The organism is Ferribacterium limneticum (genome assembly GCF_020510565.1).
GTDB lineage: Bacteria > Pseudomonadota > Gammaproteobacteria > Burkholderiales > Rhodocyclaceae > Azonexus > Azonexus limneticus_B.
Window position 1 is genome coordinate 1,029,133 of record NZ_CP075189.1, and the last position, 15,923, is coordinate 1,045,055.

The 15,923-nt window shown below is 59.1% G+C and carries 13 protein-coding genes; 6 read left to right on the forward strand and 7 right to left on the reverse strand.

What is annotated here, in order from left to right; all coding sequences use genetic code 11:
- The 6 genes from KI610_RS05020 to KI610_RS05045 all read left to right on the forward strand — a co-directional run bounded on the left by KI610_RS05020 (position 1) and on the right by KI610_RS05045 (position 6,589).
- Entirely contained in the window at positions 1-597 is a 597-nt protein-coding gene (locus KI610_RS05020) for an NADH-quinone oxidoreductase subunit J (protein WP_226497572.1), read from the forward strand.
- Between the two features lie 14 nt (positions 598-611).
- Complete coding sequence (nuoK, locus tag KI610_RS05025; protein ID WP_226497573.1) at positions 612-923, forward strand: NADH-quinone oxidoreductase subunit NuoK; 312 nt, start codon at positions 612-614, stop codon at positions 921-923.
- A gap of 2 nt (positions 924-925) precedes the next feature.
- A complete protein-coding gene (gene nuoL, locus KI610_RS05030) occupies positions 926-2,971 on the forward strand; it encodes an NADH-quinone oxidoreductase subunit L (protein ID WP_226497574.1) in 2,046 nt (681 codons plus the stop codon).
- A 33-nt stretch (positions 2,972-3,004) separates the two neighbouring features.
- Entirely contained in the window at positions 3,005-4,489 is a 1,485-nt protein-coding gene (locus KI610_RS05035) for an NADH-quinone oxidoreductase subunit M (RefSeq protein ID WP_226497575.1), read from the forward strand.
- A 12-nt stretch (positions 4,490-4,501) separates the two neighbouring features.
- Positions 4,502-5,980, forward strand: coding sequence for an NADH-quinone oxidoreductase subunit NuoN (nuoN, locus tag KI610_RS05040; protein ID WP_226497576.1), 1,479 nt, complete (start codon positions 4,502-4,504; stop codon positions 5,978-5,980).
- A gap of 66 nt (positions 5,981-6,046) precedes the next feature.
- Positions 6,047-6,589, forward strand: a complete 543-nt coding sequence (locus KI610_RS05045) for an NUDIX domain-containing protein (RefSeq protein WP_226497577.1) — start codon at positions 6,047-6,049, stop codon at positions 6,587-6,589.
- Between the two features lie 148 nt (positions 6,590-6,737).
- Here the strand turns inward: KI610_RS05045 and KI610_RS05050 are convergent, their stop codons facing one another.
- From KI610_RS05050 to fabI, 7 genes are all read right to left on the reverse strand, one after another.
- Positions 6,738-9,635, reverse strand: a complete 2,898-nt coding sequence (locus tag KI610_RS05050; protein WP_226497578.1) for an adenosylcobalamin-dependent ribonucleoside-diphosphate reductase — start codon at positions 9,633-9,635, stop codon at positions 6,738-6,740.
- Between the two features lie 320 nt (positions 9,636-9,955).
- Complete coding sequence (locus tag KI610_RS05055; protein WP_226497579.1) at positions 9,956-10,930, reverse strand: DUF1444 family protein; 975 nt, start codon at positions 10,928-10,930, stop codon at positions 9,956-9,958.
- Positions 10,931-11,126: 196 nt separating this feature from the next.
- Positions 11,127-12,308 (reverse strand): acetate/propionate family kinase, encoded by a 1,182-nt coding sequence (locus KI610_RS05060; protein WP_226497580.1) that lies wholly within the window; start codon positions 12,306-12,308, stop codon positions 11,127-11,129.
- A complete protein-coding gene (locus KI610_RS05065) occupies positions 12,309-13,727 on the reverse strand; it encodes a bifunctional enoyl-CoA hydratase/phosphate acetyltransferase (protein WP_226497581.1) in 1,419 nt (472 codons plus the stop codon).
- A 21-nt stretch (positions 13,728-13,748) separates the two neighbouring features.
- Positions 13,749-14,237: a hypothetical protein gene (locus KI610_RS05070; protein WP_226497582.1), complete on the reverse strand. Its 489-nt coding sequence runs from the start codon at positions 14,235-14,237 to the stop codon at positions 13,749-13,751.
- The gene (locus KI610_RS05075; protein ID WP_226497583.1) at positions 14,234-14,809 is read right to left on the reverse strand and encodes a hypothetical protein; all 576 of its coding nucleotides are present in this window, start codon (positions 14,807-14,809) and stop codon (positions 14,234-14,236) included. The genes KI610_RS05070 and KI610_RS05075 overlap by 4 nt, the downstream gene beginning before the upstream one ends.
- A 102-nt stretch (positions 14,810-14,911) precedes the next feature.
- Positions 14,912-15,685 (reverse strand): enoyl-ACP reductase FabI, encoded by a 774-nt coding sequence (gene fabI, locus KI610_RS05080; protein ID WP_226498509.1) that lies wholly within the window; start codon positions 15,683-15,685, stop codon positions 14,912-14,914.
- Positions 15,686-15,923 lie beyond the last annotated feature (238 nt).

The following is a 15,923-nucleotide window of genomic DNA, read 5'->3' on the forward strand; positions in this document are numbered from 1 at the left end:
ATGGATTTTCAAACTGCCGTTTTCTACTTCCTGTCTGCGATCCTGGTTTTCGCCAGCTTGCGCGTAATTACTGCGCGAAATCCCGTACATGCCGCGCTGCATCTAATCCTTGCCTTCTTCACCTGCGGTGGCATCTGGGCGTTGCTGCAGGCCGAGTTTCTGGCGATCGCCATTATTCTTGTATATGTTGGCGCAGTCATGGTGCTCTTCCTGTTCGTCGTCATGATGCTCGATATCAATATCGACCGCATTCGCCAGGGGTTCTGGAATTACCTTCCCCTCGGGGCACTGCTGGGTTTGCTCATGGTTCTGGAAATGGGGCTGGTGCTTGGTAGCAAGTACTTCCAGATTCCCGCTGCCGAGGCTCTCGTCCCGGCTGGTGTGTCGAATACAAAGAGTATCGGTGCGCTGATGTTCACCGATTATGTCTATCCCTTCGAGCTGGCTTCTCTCATTCTGCTCGTCGGCATGATCGCGGCGATCGTGCTGACTTACCGCGGTCCGAAGAAGTCCAAGTACACCAACCCGAATCAGCAGGTCTTCGTCAAAGCGAAGGATCGCGTGCGCGTCCTGCAGATGCCGGTTGAAAAAGACTGAACCCCGGGGAAACAATGCTAACTCTCTCTCTCTCCCATTTCCTGATTCTGGGCGCGATACTTTTCGCGATCAGCGTGGTCGGCATCTTCCTGAACCGGAAGAACCTTATTGTGCTGCTGATGGCCATCGAGTTGATGCTTCTTGCGGTCAACATGAATTTTGTGGCTTTTTCACACTATCTGCAGGACCTCTCCGGTCAGATTTTCGTCTTTTTCATCCTGACTGTTGCCGCTGCCGAATCGGCGATCGGCCTGGCCATACTGATCGTGCTGTTCCGCAACCTCAAGAGCATCCATGTGGATGACCTGGGCAGCCTGAAGGGTTAAACATGGAAATGCAAAAACTCTATCTGCTCGTTCCCATGGCACCGTTGGTCGGTGCCATGATTGCCGGCCTGTTCTGTCGCGTCATTCCGCGCTGGGTTGCCCATACCGCAACCATTGCCGGTGTCGCCATCGCCTTCATCGCCTCGGTTATCATCTTCAAGGATGTCTTGGCTGGCCACACCTACAACGGCGCTGTCTATACCTGGCTGACTAGTGGCGACTACAAGTTCGAAGTTGGTTTCCTGATCGATACGCTGACCACCACAATGATGCTGGTCGTGACCTTCGTGTCGTTGATGGTCCATATCTACACCATCGGCTACATGCAGGAAGACCCCGGCTACAACCGGTTCTTCAGCTACATCTCGTTGTTTACCTTCTCCATGCTGATGCTGGTGATGAGCAACAACTTCATGCAGCTCTTCTTTGGCTGGGAAGCGGTGGGTCTCGTTTCTTATCTGCTGATCGGTTTCTGGTACACCCGCCCGACCGCCATCTTCGCCAACATGAAGGCCTTCCTTGTCAATCGCGTAGGTGACTTCGGTTTCATCCTTGGCATTGGTCTCGTCCTCGCCTTCACCGGCTCGCTGGATTACGCGACGGTCTTCGAGAAGGCTCCGGGGCTTGTCGATACGACGATCAATCTGTTTGCCGGTCGCGAGTGGGCCACCGTCTCTCTGATGACTGCAACCTGTATCTGCCTGTTCATCGGTGCGATGGGCAAATCGGCTCAGGTTCCGTTGCATGTCTGGCTGCCTGATTCTATGGAAGGTCCGACCCCGATCTCCGCATTGATCCACGCCGCAACCATGGTGACGGCGGGTATATTCATGGTTGCCCGGATGTCGCCACTGTTTGAGCTGTCGACCACGGCACTGTCCTTCGTTATCGTTATCGGTGCGATCACTGCGCTGTTCATGGGCTTTCTGGGCATCATTCAGAACGACATCAAGCGGGTGGTTGCCTATTCCACACTGTCGCAGCTTGGCTACATGACTGTTGCGCTGGGTGCTTCGGCTTATTCGGTGGCCATCTTCCACCTGATGACGCACGCTTTCTTCAAGGCATTGCTGTTCCTTGGCGCCGGTTCGGTGATCATCGGTATGCACCATGATCAGGACATCCGCAACATGGGTGGTCTGCGCAAGTACATGCCGATTACCTGGATTACCTCGCTTATCGGTTCGCTGGCACTCATCGGCACGCCCTTCATGTCCGGCTTCTATTCGAAGGACTCGATCATCGAAGCTGTCGCCCTGTCGCACATTCCAGGTGCGGGTTTCGCTTATTTCGCAGTGCTCGCTGGTGTGTTCGTGACCGCCTTCTACTCCTTCCGCATGTACTTCCTCGTTTTTCACGGCGAGGAACGTTTCGGCAAGGCTGACGAAGCCCACCATCACGAGCATGAAGGTGACCACGACGACGAAGAAACCTCGCATGACCACCATCATGGCCTGGCTCCCGGTCAGAAGCCGCATGAAACCCCGTGGGTTGTCACGCTGCCGCTCGTCTTGCTCGCCATTCCTTCGGTTGTCATCGGTTTTATCGCGATCGGTCCGATGGTCTTCGGTGACTACTTCAAGGGCGTGATCTTCATCGACCACCACGCCCATCCGGCCATGGAGCATCTGTCCGAGCATTTCCACGGCGCAGTTGCCATGGGCGTTCATTCCCTGACCTCGCTGCCGTTCATTCTGGCCCTGTCCGGTGTGGTGGTTTCCTGGTTCTTCTACATGAAGCGCCCCGACATCCCGGCGGCCATTCAACGTCGCTTCTCGGCCGTCCATACCTTGCTTGAGAACAAGTACTACTTCGATAAATTCAACGAGGTTGTATTTGCCGGCGGCGCCCGCCTTCTGGGCAAGGTGCTGTGGCGTGGCGGCGATGTTGCCATCATTGACGGCCTGATCGTCAATGGCTCGGCCAAGGTTGTTGGCTGGATCTCTTCCATTACCCGTCTGTTCCAGACCGGTTACGTCTATCACTACGCTTTCACCATGATCATCGGCGTCTTTGTGCTGATGACTCTGTGGATCAACCGCGCCTAAGCGTGAATAGTTCACAGAAAAGCAAGGAATAACATGTCGACTTACCCGTTGCTATCTCTCGCAATCTGGATTCCGATTTTCGCCGGCCTAGTGGTGCTATCCACTGGCGGCGACCGGAACGCACCGCTGGCAAGAATGCTTTCCCTGGTGGGCGCTGTTGCCGCTTTCCTGATTACGATTCCGCTGTGGACCGGTTTCGATGTTGCCAACGGTGGCATGCAGTTCGTTGAACTGAAGGGCTGGATTCCTCGCTTCAACATCAACTATCACCTAGGGGTGGACGGCATCTCTATGCTGTTCGTGATTCTGAACGCCTTCATCACCATCATCGTTGTTGCCGCCGGCTGGGAAGTGATCCAGACCAAGGTTGCCCAGTACAACGCCGCGTTCCTGATCATGTCAGGCCTGATGAACGGCATTTTCACTTCGCTTGATGGCGTTCTGTTCTACGTCTTCTTCGAAGCATCGCTGATCCCGCTTTATCTGATCATTGGTGTCTGGGGCGGCCCGAAGCGTGTTTATGCCGCCTTCAAGTTCTTCCTCTACACCCTGTTTGGCTCGCTGCTCTTTTTGATCGCACTGATGTATCTGTTCATCCAGTCCGGTGGCAGCTTCTCGATTCTCGAATGGCACAAGCTGCCGATCGCTCTGGGGGCGCAGGTCTGGCTGTTCCTGGCGTTCCTCATCGCTTTTGCCGTCAAGGTGCCAATGTGGCCGGTGCATACCTGGTTGCCGGATGCCCACGTTGAAGCGCCTACTGGCGGTTCCATCGTACTGGCTGCCATCGCCCTGAAGCTAGGTGCCTACGGTTTCCTGCGCTTCTCGCTGCCGATCCTGCCAGATGCCTCGCATGAACTGTCCGGTCTGGTTGTCGCCCTGTCGCTGATCGCTGTCGTCTATATCGGTTTTGTCGCCCTGGTTCAGGAGGACATGAAGAAACTGGTGGCCTACTCGTCGATCGCTCACATGGGCTTCGTCACGCTGGGCTTCTTCATGTTCAGCCCGATGGGGGTCGAAGGCGCGCTGGTCCAGATGGTCTCGCACGGTTTTGTCTCCGGCGCCATGTTCTTCTGTATCGGCGTCATGTACGACCGCGTGCATAGTCGCCAGATCGCTGATTACGGCGGCGTGGTCAACAAGATGCCGAAATTCGCCGCACTGTTCATGCTCTTTACCATGGCCAATGCCGGCCTGCCGGCCACTTCCGGCTTCGTCGGTGAATTCATGGTCATCCTCGGTGCCGTCAAGTTTAATTTCTGGGTTGCCTTCGCTGCTGCCAGCTCGATGGTCATCGGCGCCGCCTATTCGCTGTGGATGTACAAACGCGTGATCTTCGGCGATGTGGCCAATCATCATGTCGAAGAGCTGTCTGACATCAACATGCGCGAGTTCGCCATCCTTGGCATCCTGGCGATAGCCACCCTGTGGATGGGTCTCTACCCGCAGCCTTTCACGGAAGTCATGCACGCCTCGGTCAATGACCTGTTGCGTCATGTCGCCATCAGCAAGATTCAATAAACGGTAGCCGACATGTTCGACAATTTCGTTGTCCCCAATCTTCTGCCCGCAGCGCCGGAAATTTTTCTGACGGTGATGGCGCTGGCCATCCTGATGATCGACCTGCTGGTCAAGGATAGCCGCCGCACCGTTATCTTCGTGCTGACCCAACTGACCCTGATCGGCTGTGCCGCCATTCAGTTTGCAACGAGTACCGGTGAAATCACCTACACGTTCAGCAACATGTTCGTCGACGATCTGATGTCCGATCTGCTGAAGCTCTTCCTGTACATGACCATGGTCATCGTCATGTTCTATTCGCGCGGCTATATCATCGAGCGCGAATCGATGAACAAGGGCGAATACTACGTGCTGGCGCTGTTCGCAACGCTCGGCATGATGGTCATGATCTCTGCCAATCACTTCCTGACCATCTACATCGGTCTCGAACTGCTCTCTCTCTCGCTCTATGCCATGGTCGCCATGAACCGCGACTCGGTGCAGTCGACCGAAGCGGCGATGAAATACTTCGTCCTCGGCGCCCTGGCCTCCGGCCTGCTGCTCTACGGCATGTCGATGATCTACGGAGCCACCGGTACGCTGGAAATCACCGGCATTGCCGAGCGCCTGTACGGCGGCGGTGTAAACAAGAGCGTAATGGTCTTCGGCCTGGTCTTCCTGGTTGCCGGCCTGGCTTTCAAGCTTGGCGTCGTGCCCTTCCACATGTGGATTCCGGACGTCTATCACGGTGCGCCGACCTCGGTCACCCTGCTCATCGGTTCTGCACCAAAGCTGGCTGCCTTCGCCATCGTCATGCGCCTGCTCGTCAATGGCCTGATCACTATGGCCGCCGATTGGCAGGCCATGCTGATCATCCTGTCCGTGCTGTCGATGGCCATCGGTAACCTGGCCGCCATCGCCCAGACCAACCTCAAGCGCATGCTGGCCTACTCCACCATTTCGCACATGGGCTTCATGCTGCTCGGCATCGTTACCGGCGTGGTTGGCGGTGACGCCCGCTACGCCCTGAACGCCTATAGCTCGTCGATGTTCTACGTCATCGCCTACGTGCTGATGAGCGCCGGTACATTCGGCATGATCCTGCTCATGTCGCGGGCTGGCTTCGAAGCCGAGGAAATCGATGACTTCAAGGGCCTCAACAAGCGCAGCCCGTGGTTCGCCGGCATCATGCTCATGCTCATGTTCTCGATGGCTGGCGTGCCGTTCTTCATCGGCTTCTTCGCCAAGTTCTCGGTGCTGCAGGCTGTCGTTGCCGCCGGCTACATGTGGCTGGCCATCGTTGCCGTCCTCTTCTCGCTGATCGGTGCCTTCTACTACCTGCGCGTCGTCAAGGTCATGTACTTCGATGCCCCGGCTGACGATACCCCGTTCGCCGCACCGATGGACATGCGCATCCTGATTTCTGCCAACGGTTTGGCTGTTGCCTTCCTCGGCATCTTCCCGCAGGTCATCATGTCGCTGTGCGCCTACGCGCTGCTCCGTTCGCTCTGATGCCGCAGTGAAGTTATTCAATAAAACGCCCCGCCAGTCGGGGCGTTTGTTTTTGTGGAGTTTGAAATGTCGCACGACGCACACCTCATCGAATCCGAAGTCTCCTCCGAGAGCGTCTTCAAGGGGGCTTTGCTCAACGTCCGCAAGGATCGCGTACTGCTTCCCAATGGTCAGGAATCGATTCGGGAATACATCGTTCATCCCGGCGCCGTCGTCATCCTCGCCTTCCTGCCCAACGGCAACCTGCTCTTTGAGCGTCAGTTCCGCTATCCGTTGCGCCGCGTTTTCCTGGAGCTACCGGCCGGCAAGATCGATCACGGCGAAGCCATCATCGACACCGCCCAGCGCGAACTCAAGGAAGAAACCGGCTACGTCGCCAGCGACTGGGAGTATCTCGGCGTGATGCACCCGTGCATCGGTTATTCCGACGAACGGATCGAGATCTTCGCCGCCCGCGGCCTGCACCTTGCTGGTGAAAAGCAGCTCGACCACAACGAATTCCTCGATGTCGTCGAACTGTCGCCGGCTGAAGCCAGGCAGGCGGTCTGGGATGGCCGCATTACCGACGCCAAGACCATCACGTCATTGTTCTGGCTCGACAAGCCCTAAACCCGAGTTTTGAGCTGGTTCGCAGCGAATGCTACGGTCAACCGGAAAATACGGCCAAAATTGAAATCCAGGTTTGGGCCTGAAATTCCTCCCCCAAAGCAAAACGCCCCGGTATGACCGGGGCGTTTTTGGTTGAGGCAGTCAGCGATCAGCCGCAGGTGCCTACCGCGCCGCAGGCCGTACAGAAATCACAGCCATCCTTGCGGATCATCGTGTGGTTGCCGCATTCGCCGCACAGCTTGCCTTGCGTCGGCAGGACCTTGTTGCTGGTCGAGTCTTCCGGCGCTTCGAGGATGCCCATCTGCTGCAGCGGGAAGCCGCTCTCGTCGAGAATGCCGAGCATGGCGTAGCGGTGGATGATGAGCTGGGCGATGTAGGCGACGGTGGACGGGAAGGTCTGCTGTTTGCGCGAGCCCGGAACGAAGGCCATGAAGTCGCCTAGCGGCTCGGAGTAGTCGATCAGCTTGCGCAGCTTCATGCCAATCCAGGCCGGATCGAGGACGCGCATGTCGAGCGAGAGCAGCTTGGACAGGCCGTCGAGGGCACGCGGGTAGTTGCCCGACAGCCACATCGAGTAGGGGCGGGTAACGCCGTCCGGCAGGGTGATTTCCTTGAGGCCGAGGACGAAATCTTCGCTGGTCGACGGATTGTTGATGTCGACCGTCCAGGACAGCGTGCCATCGGTGCCGGTCTTCGGCTCCTTGGCGCTGAACAGGGCGTCCTTAACTGGCGTCGGGCCTTCGTGCTTGAAAGCGCCGAGCTGTTCGCAACGCCAGGCGATGACTTGGGCCATGGCTGAAACCACGGACGGCACGCGCTTGCGCTCGCCGTGCGGCGGCATCGGCATTTCGAAGGAGTCGCCCGGCGTCTTGGCCAGGGCTTCGAGCTTCATTTGCAGCCAGGCGTGGTCCTTGGCGCGCATGTCCATCGACAGCGTCTTGGCGACGGCGCCCAGACCGCGCGGTTCGGCCGGGCCGTTGGCCCAGACTTCGAACGGCCAGGCTTTGCCTTCCGGTTCGACGTGGCCGACGAACAACGCGAACTTGCCGATCGGCGAGTCGAGCATGTAGGTCCAGCACAGGTTGCCTTCCGGCAGGTTCGGACGGCCCGGCCAGCGCAGGCTGGCGAGCACCGGGGCCGGCAGGTTCTTGATCGACAGGCGGCGGTTGGCATCGGAAACGAAATCCTGCGGTGCCTTGGCTGCGTCAGCTTCGGTCTTGGCCGGTTCGGTCGAGGTGACGGAAAGCACAGAGCCGAGCACGCTGTTCGGACGGTAGGTAGCCAGACCCTTGAGGCCGGATTTCCAGGCGCTCATGTAGAGATCCTGGAAGTCTTCATACGGGTAGTCAGCCGGGACGTTGACCGTCTTCGAAATCGAGGTGTCGATGAACGGGGCGACGGCGGCAACCATGTCGCTGTGAGCCTGAGCGGAGATTTCCAGCGCCGTGACGAAGTACTCCGGCAGCTTGGAAACATCGCCGCCATGATGCTTGTACAGGCGCCAGGCGTAATCCTCGACCGAATATTCCTTGATCGTCCCGTCCTGCATGCGCTTCTTGCGGCTGTAGGTCCAGGAGAACGGTGGTTCGATGCCGTTCGAAGCGTTGTCGGCGAAGGCCAACGAAATGGTGCCGGTCGGCGCGATTGACAGCAGGTGCGAGTTGCGCAGGCCGTGCTTGCGGATCTCGGCCTTGACGTCGCCCGGCAGGCGCGAAGCGAAGTTGCCGCCGGACAGGTAGAGTTCGGCGTTGAACAGCGGGAAGGCGCCGCGTTCCTTGGCCATTTCGACCGAGTACAGATAGGCCGTGTCGCGCATGAATTCGCTGATACGGGCGGCCATGGCGCGGGCTTCCGGCTTGTCGTAGCGCAGGCGGAGCATGGCCAGCGCATCGCCCAGGCCGGTGTAGCCGAGGCCGACGCGACGCTTGTTGGCGGCTTCCTGCTGCTGGCGCTCAAGCGGCCAGTGGGTCGCGTCGAGGACGTTGTCGAGCATGCGCGTCGAGATGCGGATGACTTCGGCGAAGGTGTCGAAATCGAACTCGGCCTGCTCGGAGAAGGCATCCTTGATGTACAGCGTCAGGTTGATCGAACCCAGGCAGCAGCAGCCATACGGCGGCAGCGGCTGTTCGGCGCAGGGGTTGGTCGCCTCGATCACTTCACAGTAATTGAGGTTGTTGTCCTTGTTCATGCGGTCGAGGAACAGGATGCCCGGCTCGGCGTGGTCGTAGGTCGATTTCATGACCTGGTCCCACAGTTCGCGGGCGCGCAGCTTGCGGTAAACCCACATGCCATCTTCACGCTGATAGGCACCGGCCGCACGCATCTCGGCATTCGGCTCGGCGCGGTGCAGCAGTTCAACGTCGCCGTCGGCATCAACAGCTTGCATGAACGGGTCGGTGACGCCAATCGAAATGTTGAAATTGGTCAGGTCGCCCTTGTCCTTGGCGTGGATGAAAACTTCGATATCCGGGTGGTCGCAGCGCAGCACACCCATCTGGGCGCCACGACGGGCGCCGGCCGATTCGACGGTCTCGCACGAGCGGTCGAAAACACGCATGTACGACACCGGGCCGGAAGCGCGCGACTGGGTACCCTTGACGCGGGCGCCTTGCGGACGGATGGACGAGAAATCGTAGCCGACGCCGCCACCGCGACGCATCGTTTCAGCGGCCTGGGCCAGCGCGGTATAGATGCCAGGACGGCCATCGGTGTTTTCGACGATGGAGTCGCCAACCGGCTGCACGAAGCAGTTGATCAGCGTCGCCTGGAGGTCGGTACCGGCGGCGGAGTTGATGCGGCCGGCGGGAATGAAACCGTTTTCCTGGGCCCACAGGAATTTCGATTCCCAATGGGCGCGATCAGCTTCCTGTTCAACCTGCGACAGCGCATAGGCAACGCGACGGCGCACGTCATGAACGTTGGTTTCCTTGCCCTTGGCGTACTTCTCGATGAGCACTTCGGCGGAAATTTCCTGCTCCGGCAGCGGGGCGAATTGCGGTGCTGCGGGAATGTCTGCCAGCGAAAGCTGTTCGGCGATTTTGCTCATCCAAGGCTCCTCTACAAAATTCGGATTTTCTGGGTTATTAATTTTCGAATGTTGCAAAGCTACTAGATATAGTGCCCGAAGGCAATATCTTGACTAGATACGGTGTTTCTGGTCTCGGTTGAAAATGATGTTGTCGTATTGAAAAAAGCCCGAAAAAACAAAGCCCCGGCCGCTTTCGGGGCCGAGGCTCATGCTAAAAAAATATTTTTCAGAGCGCCAAAAGTGTCTGCGCGTGGTGCGCCATCATCCACTCTTAATTGGTCGGAATGACCGGCACATCGATGCTGCTGTTGCTAATTCAGATTCCTCTCGTCGGTATCCTAGGCCGTCACGCCAGCCTCGAAAGGTAGCCACTTGCCGGCCTGGCGGATGAACAAATCAGGGCTGATCAGATGATCGCCTCCTTGGCTGACCTTGGCTGAAACGGCGCGCAGCTCGGCGATGCCTTCCGACGACGAAACATCGCAAAAAGCGCAGACATCGCGCGACGGAAGTGCGACCACTGGCGCATTCGGCAGGTATTTCTTCAACGCCCCTTCCCAAAGGGAGTCGAGCAATACCAGGCTGGCCTCGAAATGACCATCCAGGCGTAGCCCGTAGGCCTTGTTTTGCAAGGGAATGAGTTTGAATGATTGTTTGTGCTCGTGCAGATGTGCAGCGAGATTCTTCAGTCCGATTTGGCGAAGTTCCTCCGGACTTAGTCCTGCTGCCTTCATCTCTCCCATTGTCGCGAAGCCGTAGCTGTTGCCTTGGTCGACCAGATACATCGCCCCGAAGGCGCCCTTGAGGACTTGGCAGACTGGCTGGTTCGCTTCGGGAATATCGATGCCCGGCGCGGATATTTTCGTCTCCAGCAATTGTCCCTCGGAAACGCCGGTCAGTCCGGCCATCTTGATCGCCGGTAAGGCTTTGGTAATGGCGTTGTCTGCTTTGGCGGCGGGAGCGGCGGGGGGCGGTGCACTTCGTTTTGGCAGGGGCGGTGGTAAAGATTCGGGTACAGCCTCATCGACAGTGCGAATCGCCTGCTTGGCCTTGAGAAGGAACCATGCGATCGGTATCAGATTGAAAGTTGGCATCAGGGTCAGGCAAATCGACAGCCATTTTGCGAGTCCGTTGGTTTGTATCTCGTCAGCGACTTTGATGATGCCCACACTGCCACCCAGTACTGCCACTATTAGGCACATCATGCCGAAAGCGTTAGCCTTGCTGCTCGCTAGCAAGGGAATCGACAATAGCGCCGCTATCAACCCCGCAATAAGTAGCTTTCGCCCTTGGTCCAACTGTTCACGATCCATTTTTCCCCTCCCGAAACTGCGTATCTCCGCAGGAGGGAATTATATGCCGTTGAAATAGGCGCGCATTGGCGGTTCGCGATGGATGGTGCAAATATTGAGGGCGCTTTGAGCTGGATCTTGCCGCGCCTCAGACGTCATGCCTCCTGAAAGACAAGACACCGCCGGCAGGTGCGGCGGTGTCTTGCTATTTTGGGGCTTACAGCGCCAGCAACGTCTGCGCGTGGTGCGCCATCATCCACTCTTCGTTGGTCGGAATGACCAGCACATCGACGCTGCTGTTGCCGGCGCTGATCACGATGTCGTGACGCGCATTGGCTTCCGGGTTGAGGCGGATGCCCAGCCATTCGGACTGCAGGCAGACACGGCGGCGAACCTCGGCAGCGTGCTCGCCGATGCCGCCGGTGAATACCAGCGCGTCGATGCCGCCGGAGGCCGCGGCGAGCGAGCCGAGTTCGCGGGCGATGCGGTAGCAGAACAGGTCGACTGCCTCCTGGGCTTCCGGCTTGTTGCTCGAGAGCAGGGTGCGCATGTCCTGACTGATGCCGGAAACGCCGAGCAGGCCGGATTCCTTGTAGAGCATCTTGGTCATGTCCTTGACCGACAGACCCTTGGTTTCCATGAGGTGCAGGATGACGCCCGGGTCGAGGTTGCCACAGCGCGTGCCCATGAGCAGGCCATCGATGGTCGAGAAACCGAGGGTTGTCGCCACGCATTTGCGATTGACCATGGCTGCCATGCTGGCGCCATTGCCGAGGTGGGCGACGACGACGCGGCCGTTGGCGCGGTGCGAGTGCTGGGGCAGGGCGCGGGCGATGAATTCGTAGGACAGGCCGTGGAAGCCGTAGCGCTTGATGCCTTCGGCCGACAGGGCGCGCGGCAGGCCGAAGGTCTGGGCGACGTCGGGCTGGCTGCGGTGGAAGGCGGTATCGAAACAGGCGATTTGCGGCACGCCGGGGAGCAGCGCCTGCAGGGCGCGAATGCCGGCGACGTTGTGCGGTTCGTGCAGCGGAGCGAGCGGAATGAAACTGGTCAGGTGGCCGAGTACGGTGTCGTCGACGATGGTCGGCTGCGAGTAACGCTCGCCGCCATGCACGACGCGATGGCCGACGGCGACGATCTGCCAGCCGGCGTGCGTCGCCATGAACCACTTGAGCAACGCGTCGAAAGCCTGGTCGTGGCTGACCTGCTCGCCAGCGATCATCTGGTCGGCGATTTTTTCGCCGGCCTTGTCCTTGGCGACCATTTTCGTCGCGTTGGTGCCGATGCCGTCAATCTGGCCGGAGACTTCGGCTTCCGGGGAAATCGGGTGGGCGAGGGAGAAAAGGGCGAACTTGATGGATGACGATCCAGCATTGATCGTCAGGATGCCTTGCTTCATTTAGACGGTTCCAGTTTTGCGGTTGTGGTGGGCGATCAGTGCGGCGATGACGCACGATGCGGTACGGGTTTCGGCTGTGTCGGCGCGGCTGGTCAGCACGATGGGCACCTTGGTGCCGAGCACGATGCCGGCGGTCAGGGCATTGGCCAGATATTCGAGTTGCTTGGCGACCATGTTGCCGGATTCAAGATCGGGCACGACGAGGATCTCGGCATGGCCGGCAACGGCCGATTTGATGCCCTTGGTCTTGGCGGCAACGATCGAAATGGCGTTGTCGAAAGCCAGCGGGCCATCGAGGATGCCGCCCTTGATCTGGCCGCGGTCGGCCATTTTGCACAGGGCGGCGGCATCGAGTGTTGATTGAATCTTCGGATTGATCGTTTCGACCGCTGACAGGATCGCCACCTTGGGTTCCGGGATGCCGAGGATGTGGGCGAGATCAATGGCGTTGCGGATGATGTCGGCCTTCTCCTCGAGCGTCGGGGCGATGTTGATGGCGGCGTCGGTGATGAGCAACGGACGGTGATAGGTCGGCACGTCCATGACAAAAACGTGGCTGATCCGGCGGCTGGTACGCAGACCGTTGGCGCGGGCGACGACTTCGCCCATCAACTCGTCGGTATGCAGGCTGCCTTTCATCAAGGCCTCGGCGTCGCCGGTGCGCACCAGCGAAACGGCCAGTGCGGCAGAGTCGTGGCTGTGCGCGGCATGGACGATGCGGATGCCGGACAGGTCGATGCCGAATTCTTCGGCAATGGCGCGAATCTTGTTTTCCGGGCCGACCAGGATCGGCTCGATGATGCCGGCCTGGAAGGCCATGACCGGGCCTTTGAGCGATTCGTGGTCGCACGGGTGGGCGACGGCAGTCGGGATCGGCTCCAGTCCCCTGACCCGTTCGAGCAACTGGATGTAGCGTTCGTGCTTGTCGTCGATGCGGATCTCCGGCATATGCACTTCCTGCAGGCGGGAGACCTTCTCCGTCGGGGCCAGCACTTCGGCCGTGCCGCGCACGACCTGCAGGCCTTCCTGGTTGGTGCATACGCAGTCGAAATTGACATGCTTGTTGTGATCGAATTTTTGCTTGGCCGTGACGGTGATGGTGATCGTGTCGCCGATCGTCACCGGGCGCGAGAAGTGCAGCGCCTGGTCGATCAGGATGGTGCCGGGGCCGGGAAACTGGGTGCCGAGGACGGTCGAAATCAGCGAGCCGCTCCACATGCCGTGGGCGATGACTTCGCGGAACAGGCCGCTTTCGGAATAACCCGGGTCGACCACCGAGGGATTGACGTCGCCGGTCAGGATGGCGAACAGCTTCACGTCCTCGGGCATCAGGGTTCGCGTCAGGCTGGCCGAGTCGCCGACGCGGATTTCGTCGTAGGTCTTGTTGACCAGATAACGCTGCTCGCTGCTTTCATGCATGGTCTTGCTCCAGATAAAGGGTCAGGCCGGTCGTGGCCTGCTGCGCCGGTCGCATGCCGCATTGGCCGGCGGAATGTCGATATCCAGCTCGGGGCGCAGTTGCGACAACTGATTGACCACCCAATGGTTGGCCTCGCCGGTGAATTCCCGCGAAATCAGCGGCGCGCCAGTATAGGCCTCGACAAAAAGGGCGACGGCGGCCGAGCGACTGACGCCATATTCGCAATGGACCAGCATCGACACAGCATCCGGGGCGTTGTGCACGTCTTGGACGAAGGTGGATATCTGGCGGGCCATCCGGTAATCAAACAGGCCGGGCATCGGCGCCGGCAGGTATTCGTCAGCCGGTACGGCGTCGTAGAAGGCGAGGCGCAGGACGTGCTCGAACTGGGCGTGCAGGTTGGCTTCCGGGGTGCCCGGGTCGGTAATCGAAATGACCGCCATCGACGGCTTGCCGATCAGCGATTCGGCCAATTCGCGCGAGGCGAAATAAACTTTGCTGATGGTCATTCCATGAACACCGGATCGGAGAAAACGAGGGTGCCGTCCTTGCGCATCATGAGGTTGTCGGCCTTGATGAGGTCAGGCAGGGCGCCGTATTCGGTCGAAAAATCTTCGACTGCCTTGAGCGATTCCTTGAGCGCGTCGGTCCACCCCATCGGCGTGACGACGAGGTGGTGCAGCGCAATACGGCCCATGTCCTGGGCCAGATTGCGCCACATCATGCAGGCGTCGAAATACGAGGTGGACAGCTTGGTCGCCACTTCCGCCGCGTCGCCGGCAACGGGCAGCGGATAGAGTCGCTCGACTTCGACGACATGAAACGGAAAGCCGCGGCTGGAGCGGCCAACGGTACCGTGATCGGCAAAGACGACCGGGAAATGGTTGCCGGTCGGACGATCATCTGCCGTGTAGTAGGCATAGTCGGTGGGCGAAGAGAGCACCTTGTAGACGCGTTCCTGGCCATCGACGGTGTCGGCTTCGAGGACGATGGTGCTTTCGCCGCGGCCGATTTCCTGGCGTCCGCGCAACAGCGGGTGATCCGGTACGGGATCGGGGAGTAGTCCGTCAATGTCAGGCATCAGATTCTCCGAAATCGTTTCAAACTGGCGGGAGTTTGTCCCCGCCAATTTGAAATTTAGCCCTTTTTTCCGGTTGACCGTAGCAATCGCTACAAAATGGCCTCAGGCGACGATATGGGCGCCAGCGTCGACGTAGATCGTCTGGCCAGTCATGCCGGACGAACCCGGCGTGCACAGGAAGGCGGTCAGGGCGCCGACTTCGTCAATGGTCACGGTGCGGCCGAGCGGTGCCTTGGCGGCATCGTTTTCGAGCAGGGTGTTGAAATTGGCGATGCCGGAAGCGGCACGGGTCATGATCGGGCCCGGCGACACGGCAAAGACGCGGATGCCCTTGGGGCCGAGGTCGTAGGCCATGTAGCGGACGGCCGATTCAAGCGCCGCCTTGATTATGCCCATCACGCCGTAGTTGCGCACGACGCGCTCGGCGCCGAGGTAGGACATGGTGATCAGCGAACCGCCGTGCGCCATCAGCGGTTCGACCGCCTTGGCCATGCGCAGGAAGCTGTGGCAGGAAATGTTCATGGCCGAGTCGAAGCCGGCTTCGGTGGTGTCGATGACGCGGCCGTGCAGGTCGTCGCCATTGCAGAAGGCCATCGAGTGGATGGCGAAGTCGAGTTCGCCGAACTCGTCGCCGCACTGCTTGATGGCTGCTTCAAGGCTGCCTTCCTCGGTCACGTCGAGCTTGAGGAAGAGCTTGGCGCCGAGGGCTTCGGCCAGCGGCTGGGTGTATTTGGCCGTCTTGTCGTTCTGGTAGGTCAGGGCAATTTCGCCGCCCAGAGCGCGAATGGCCTTGGCGACGGCGAAGGCGATCGACTTGTCGTTGGCGACACCGGTAATCAGGCCTTTTTTGCCAGCCAGGGGCAACAGGGTGTTCATGCTGGCCAGGGGGGATTGTTCGTTTATTGTGTTCATGCTGTTCTTCCTCGAAGAGTCGATCAGGGGCGTATTGCGTTGCACCATTCGTAATCGTCTATCGCCAATTGATGGTGCTTTATCTATGTTGCGACGCAGCACCATTGTTGCACATTCCGGTTTCCCGGAGTGTTACAAATGCCCGCCAGTTGACCTCGGACAACAAACTGAAACGTTCCGGTGCTAGTCTTTTGATGTCATA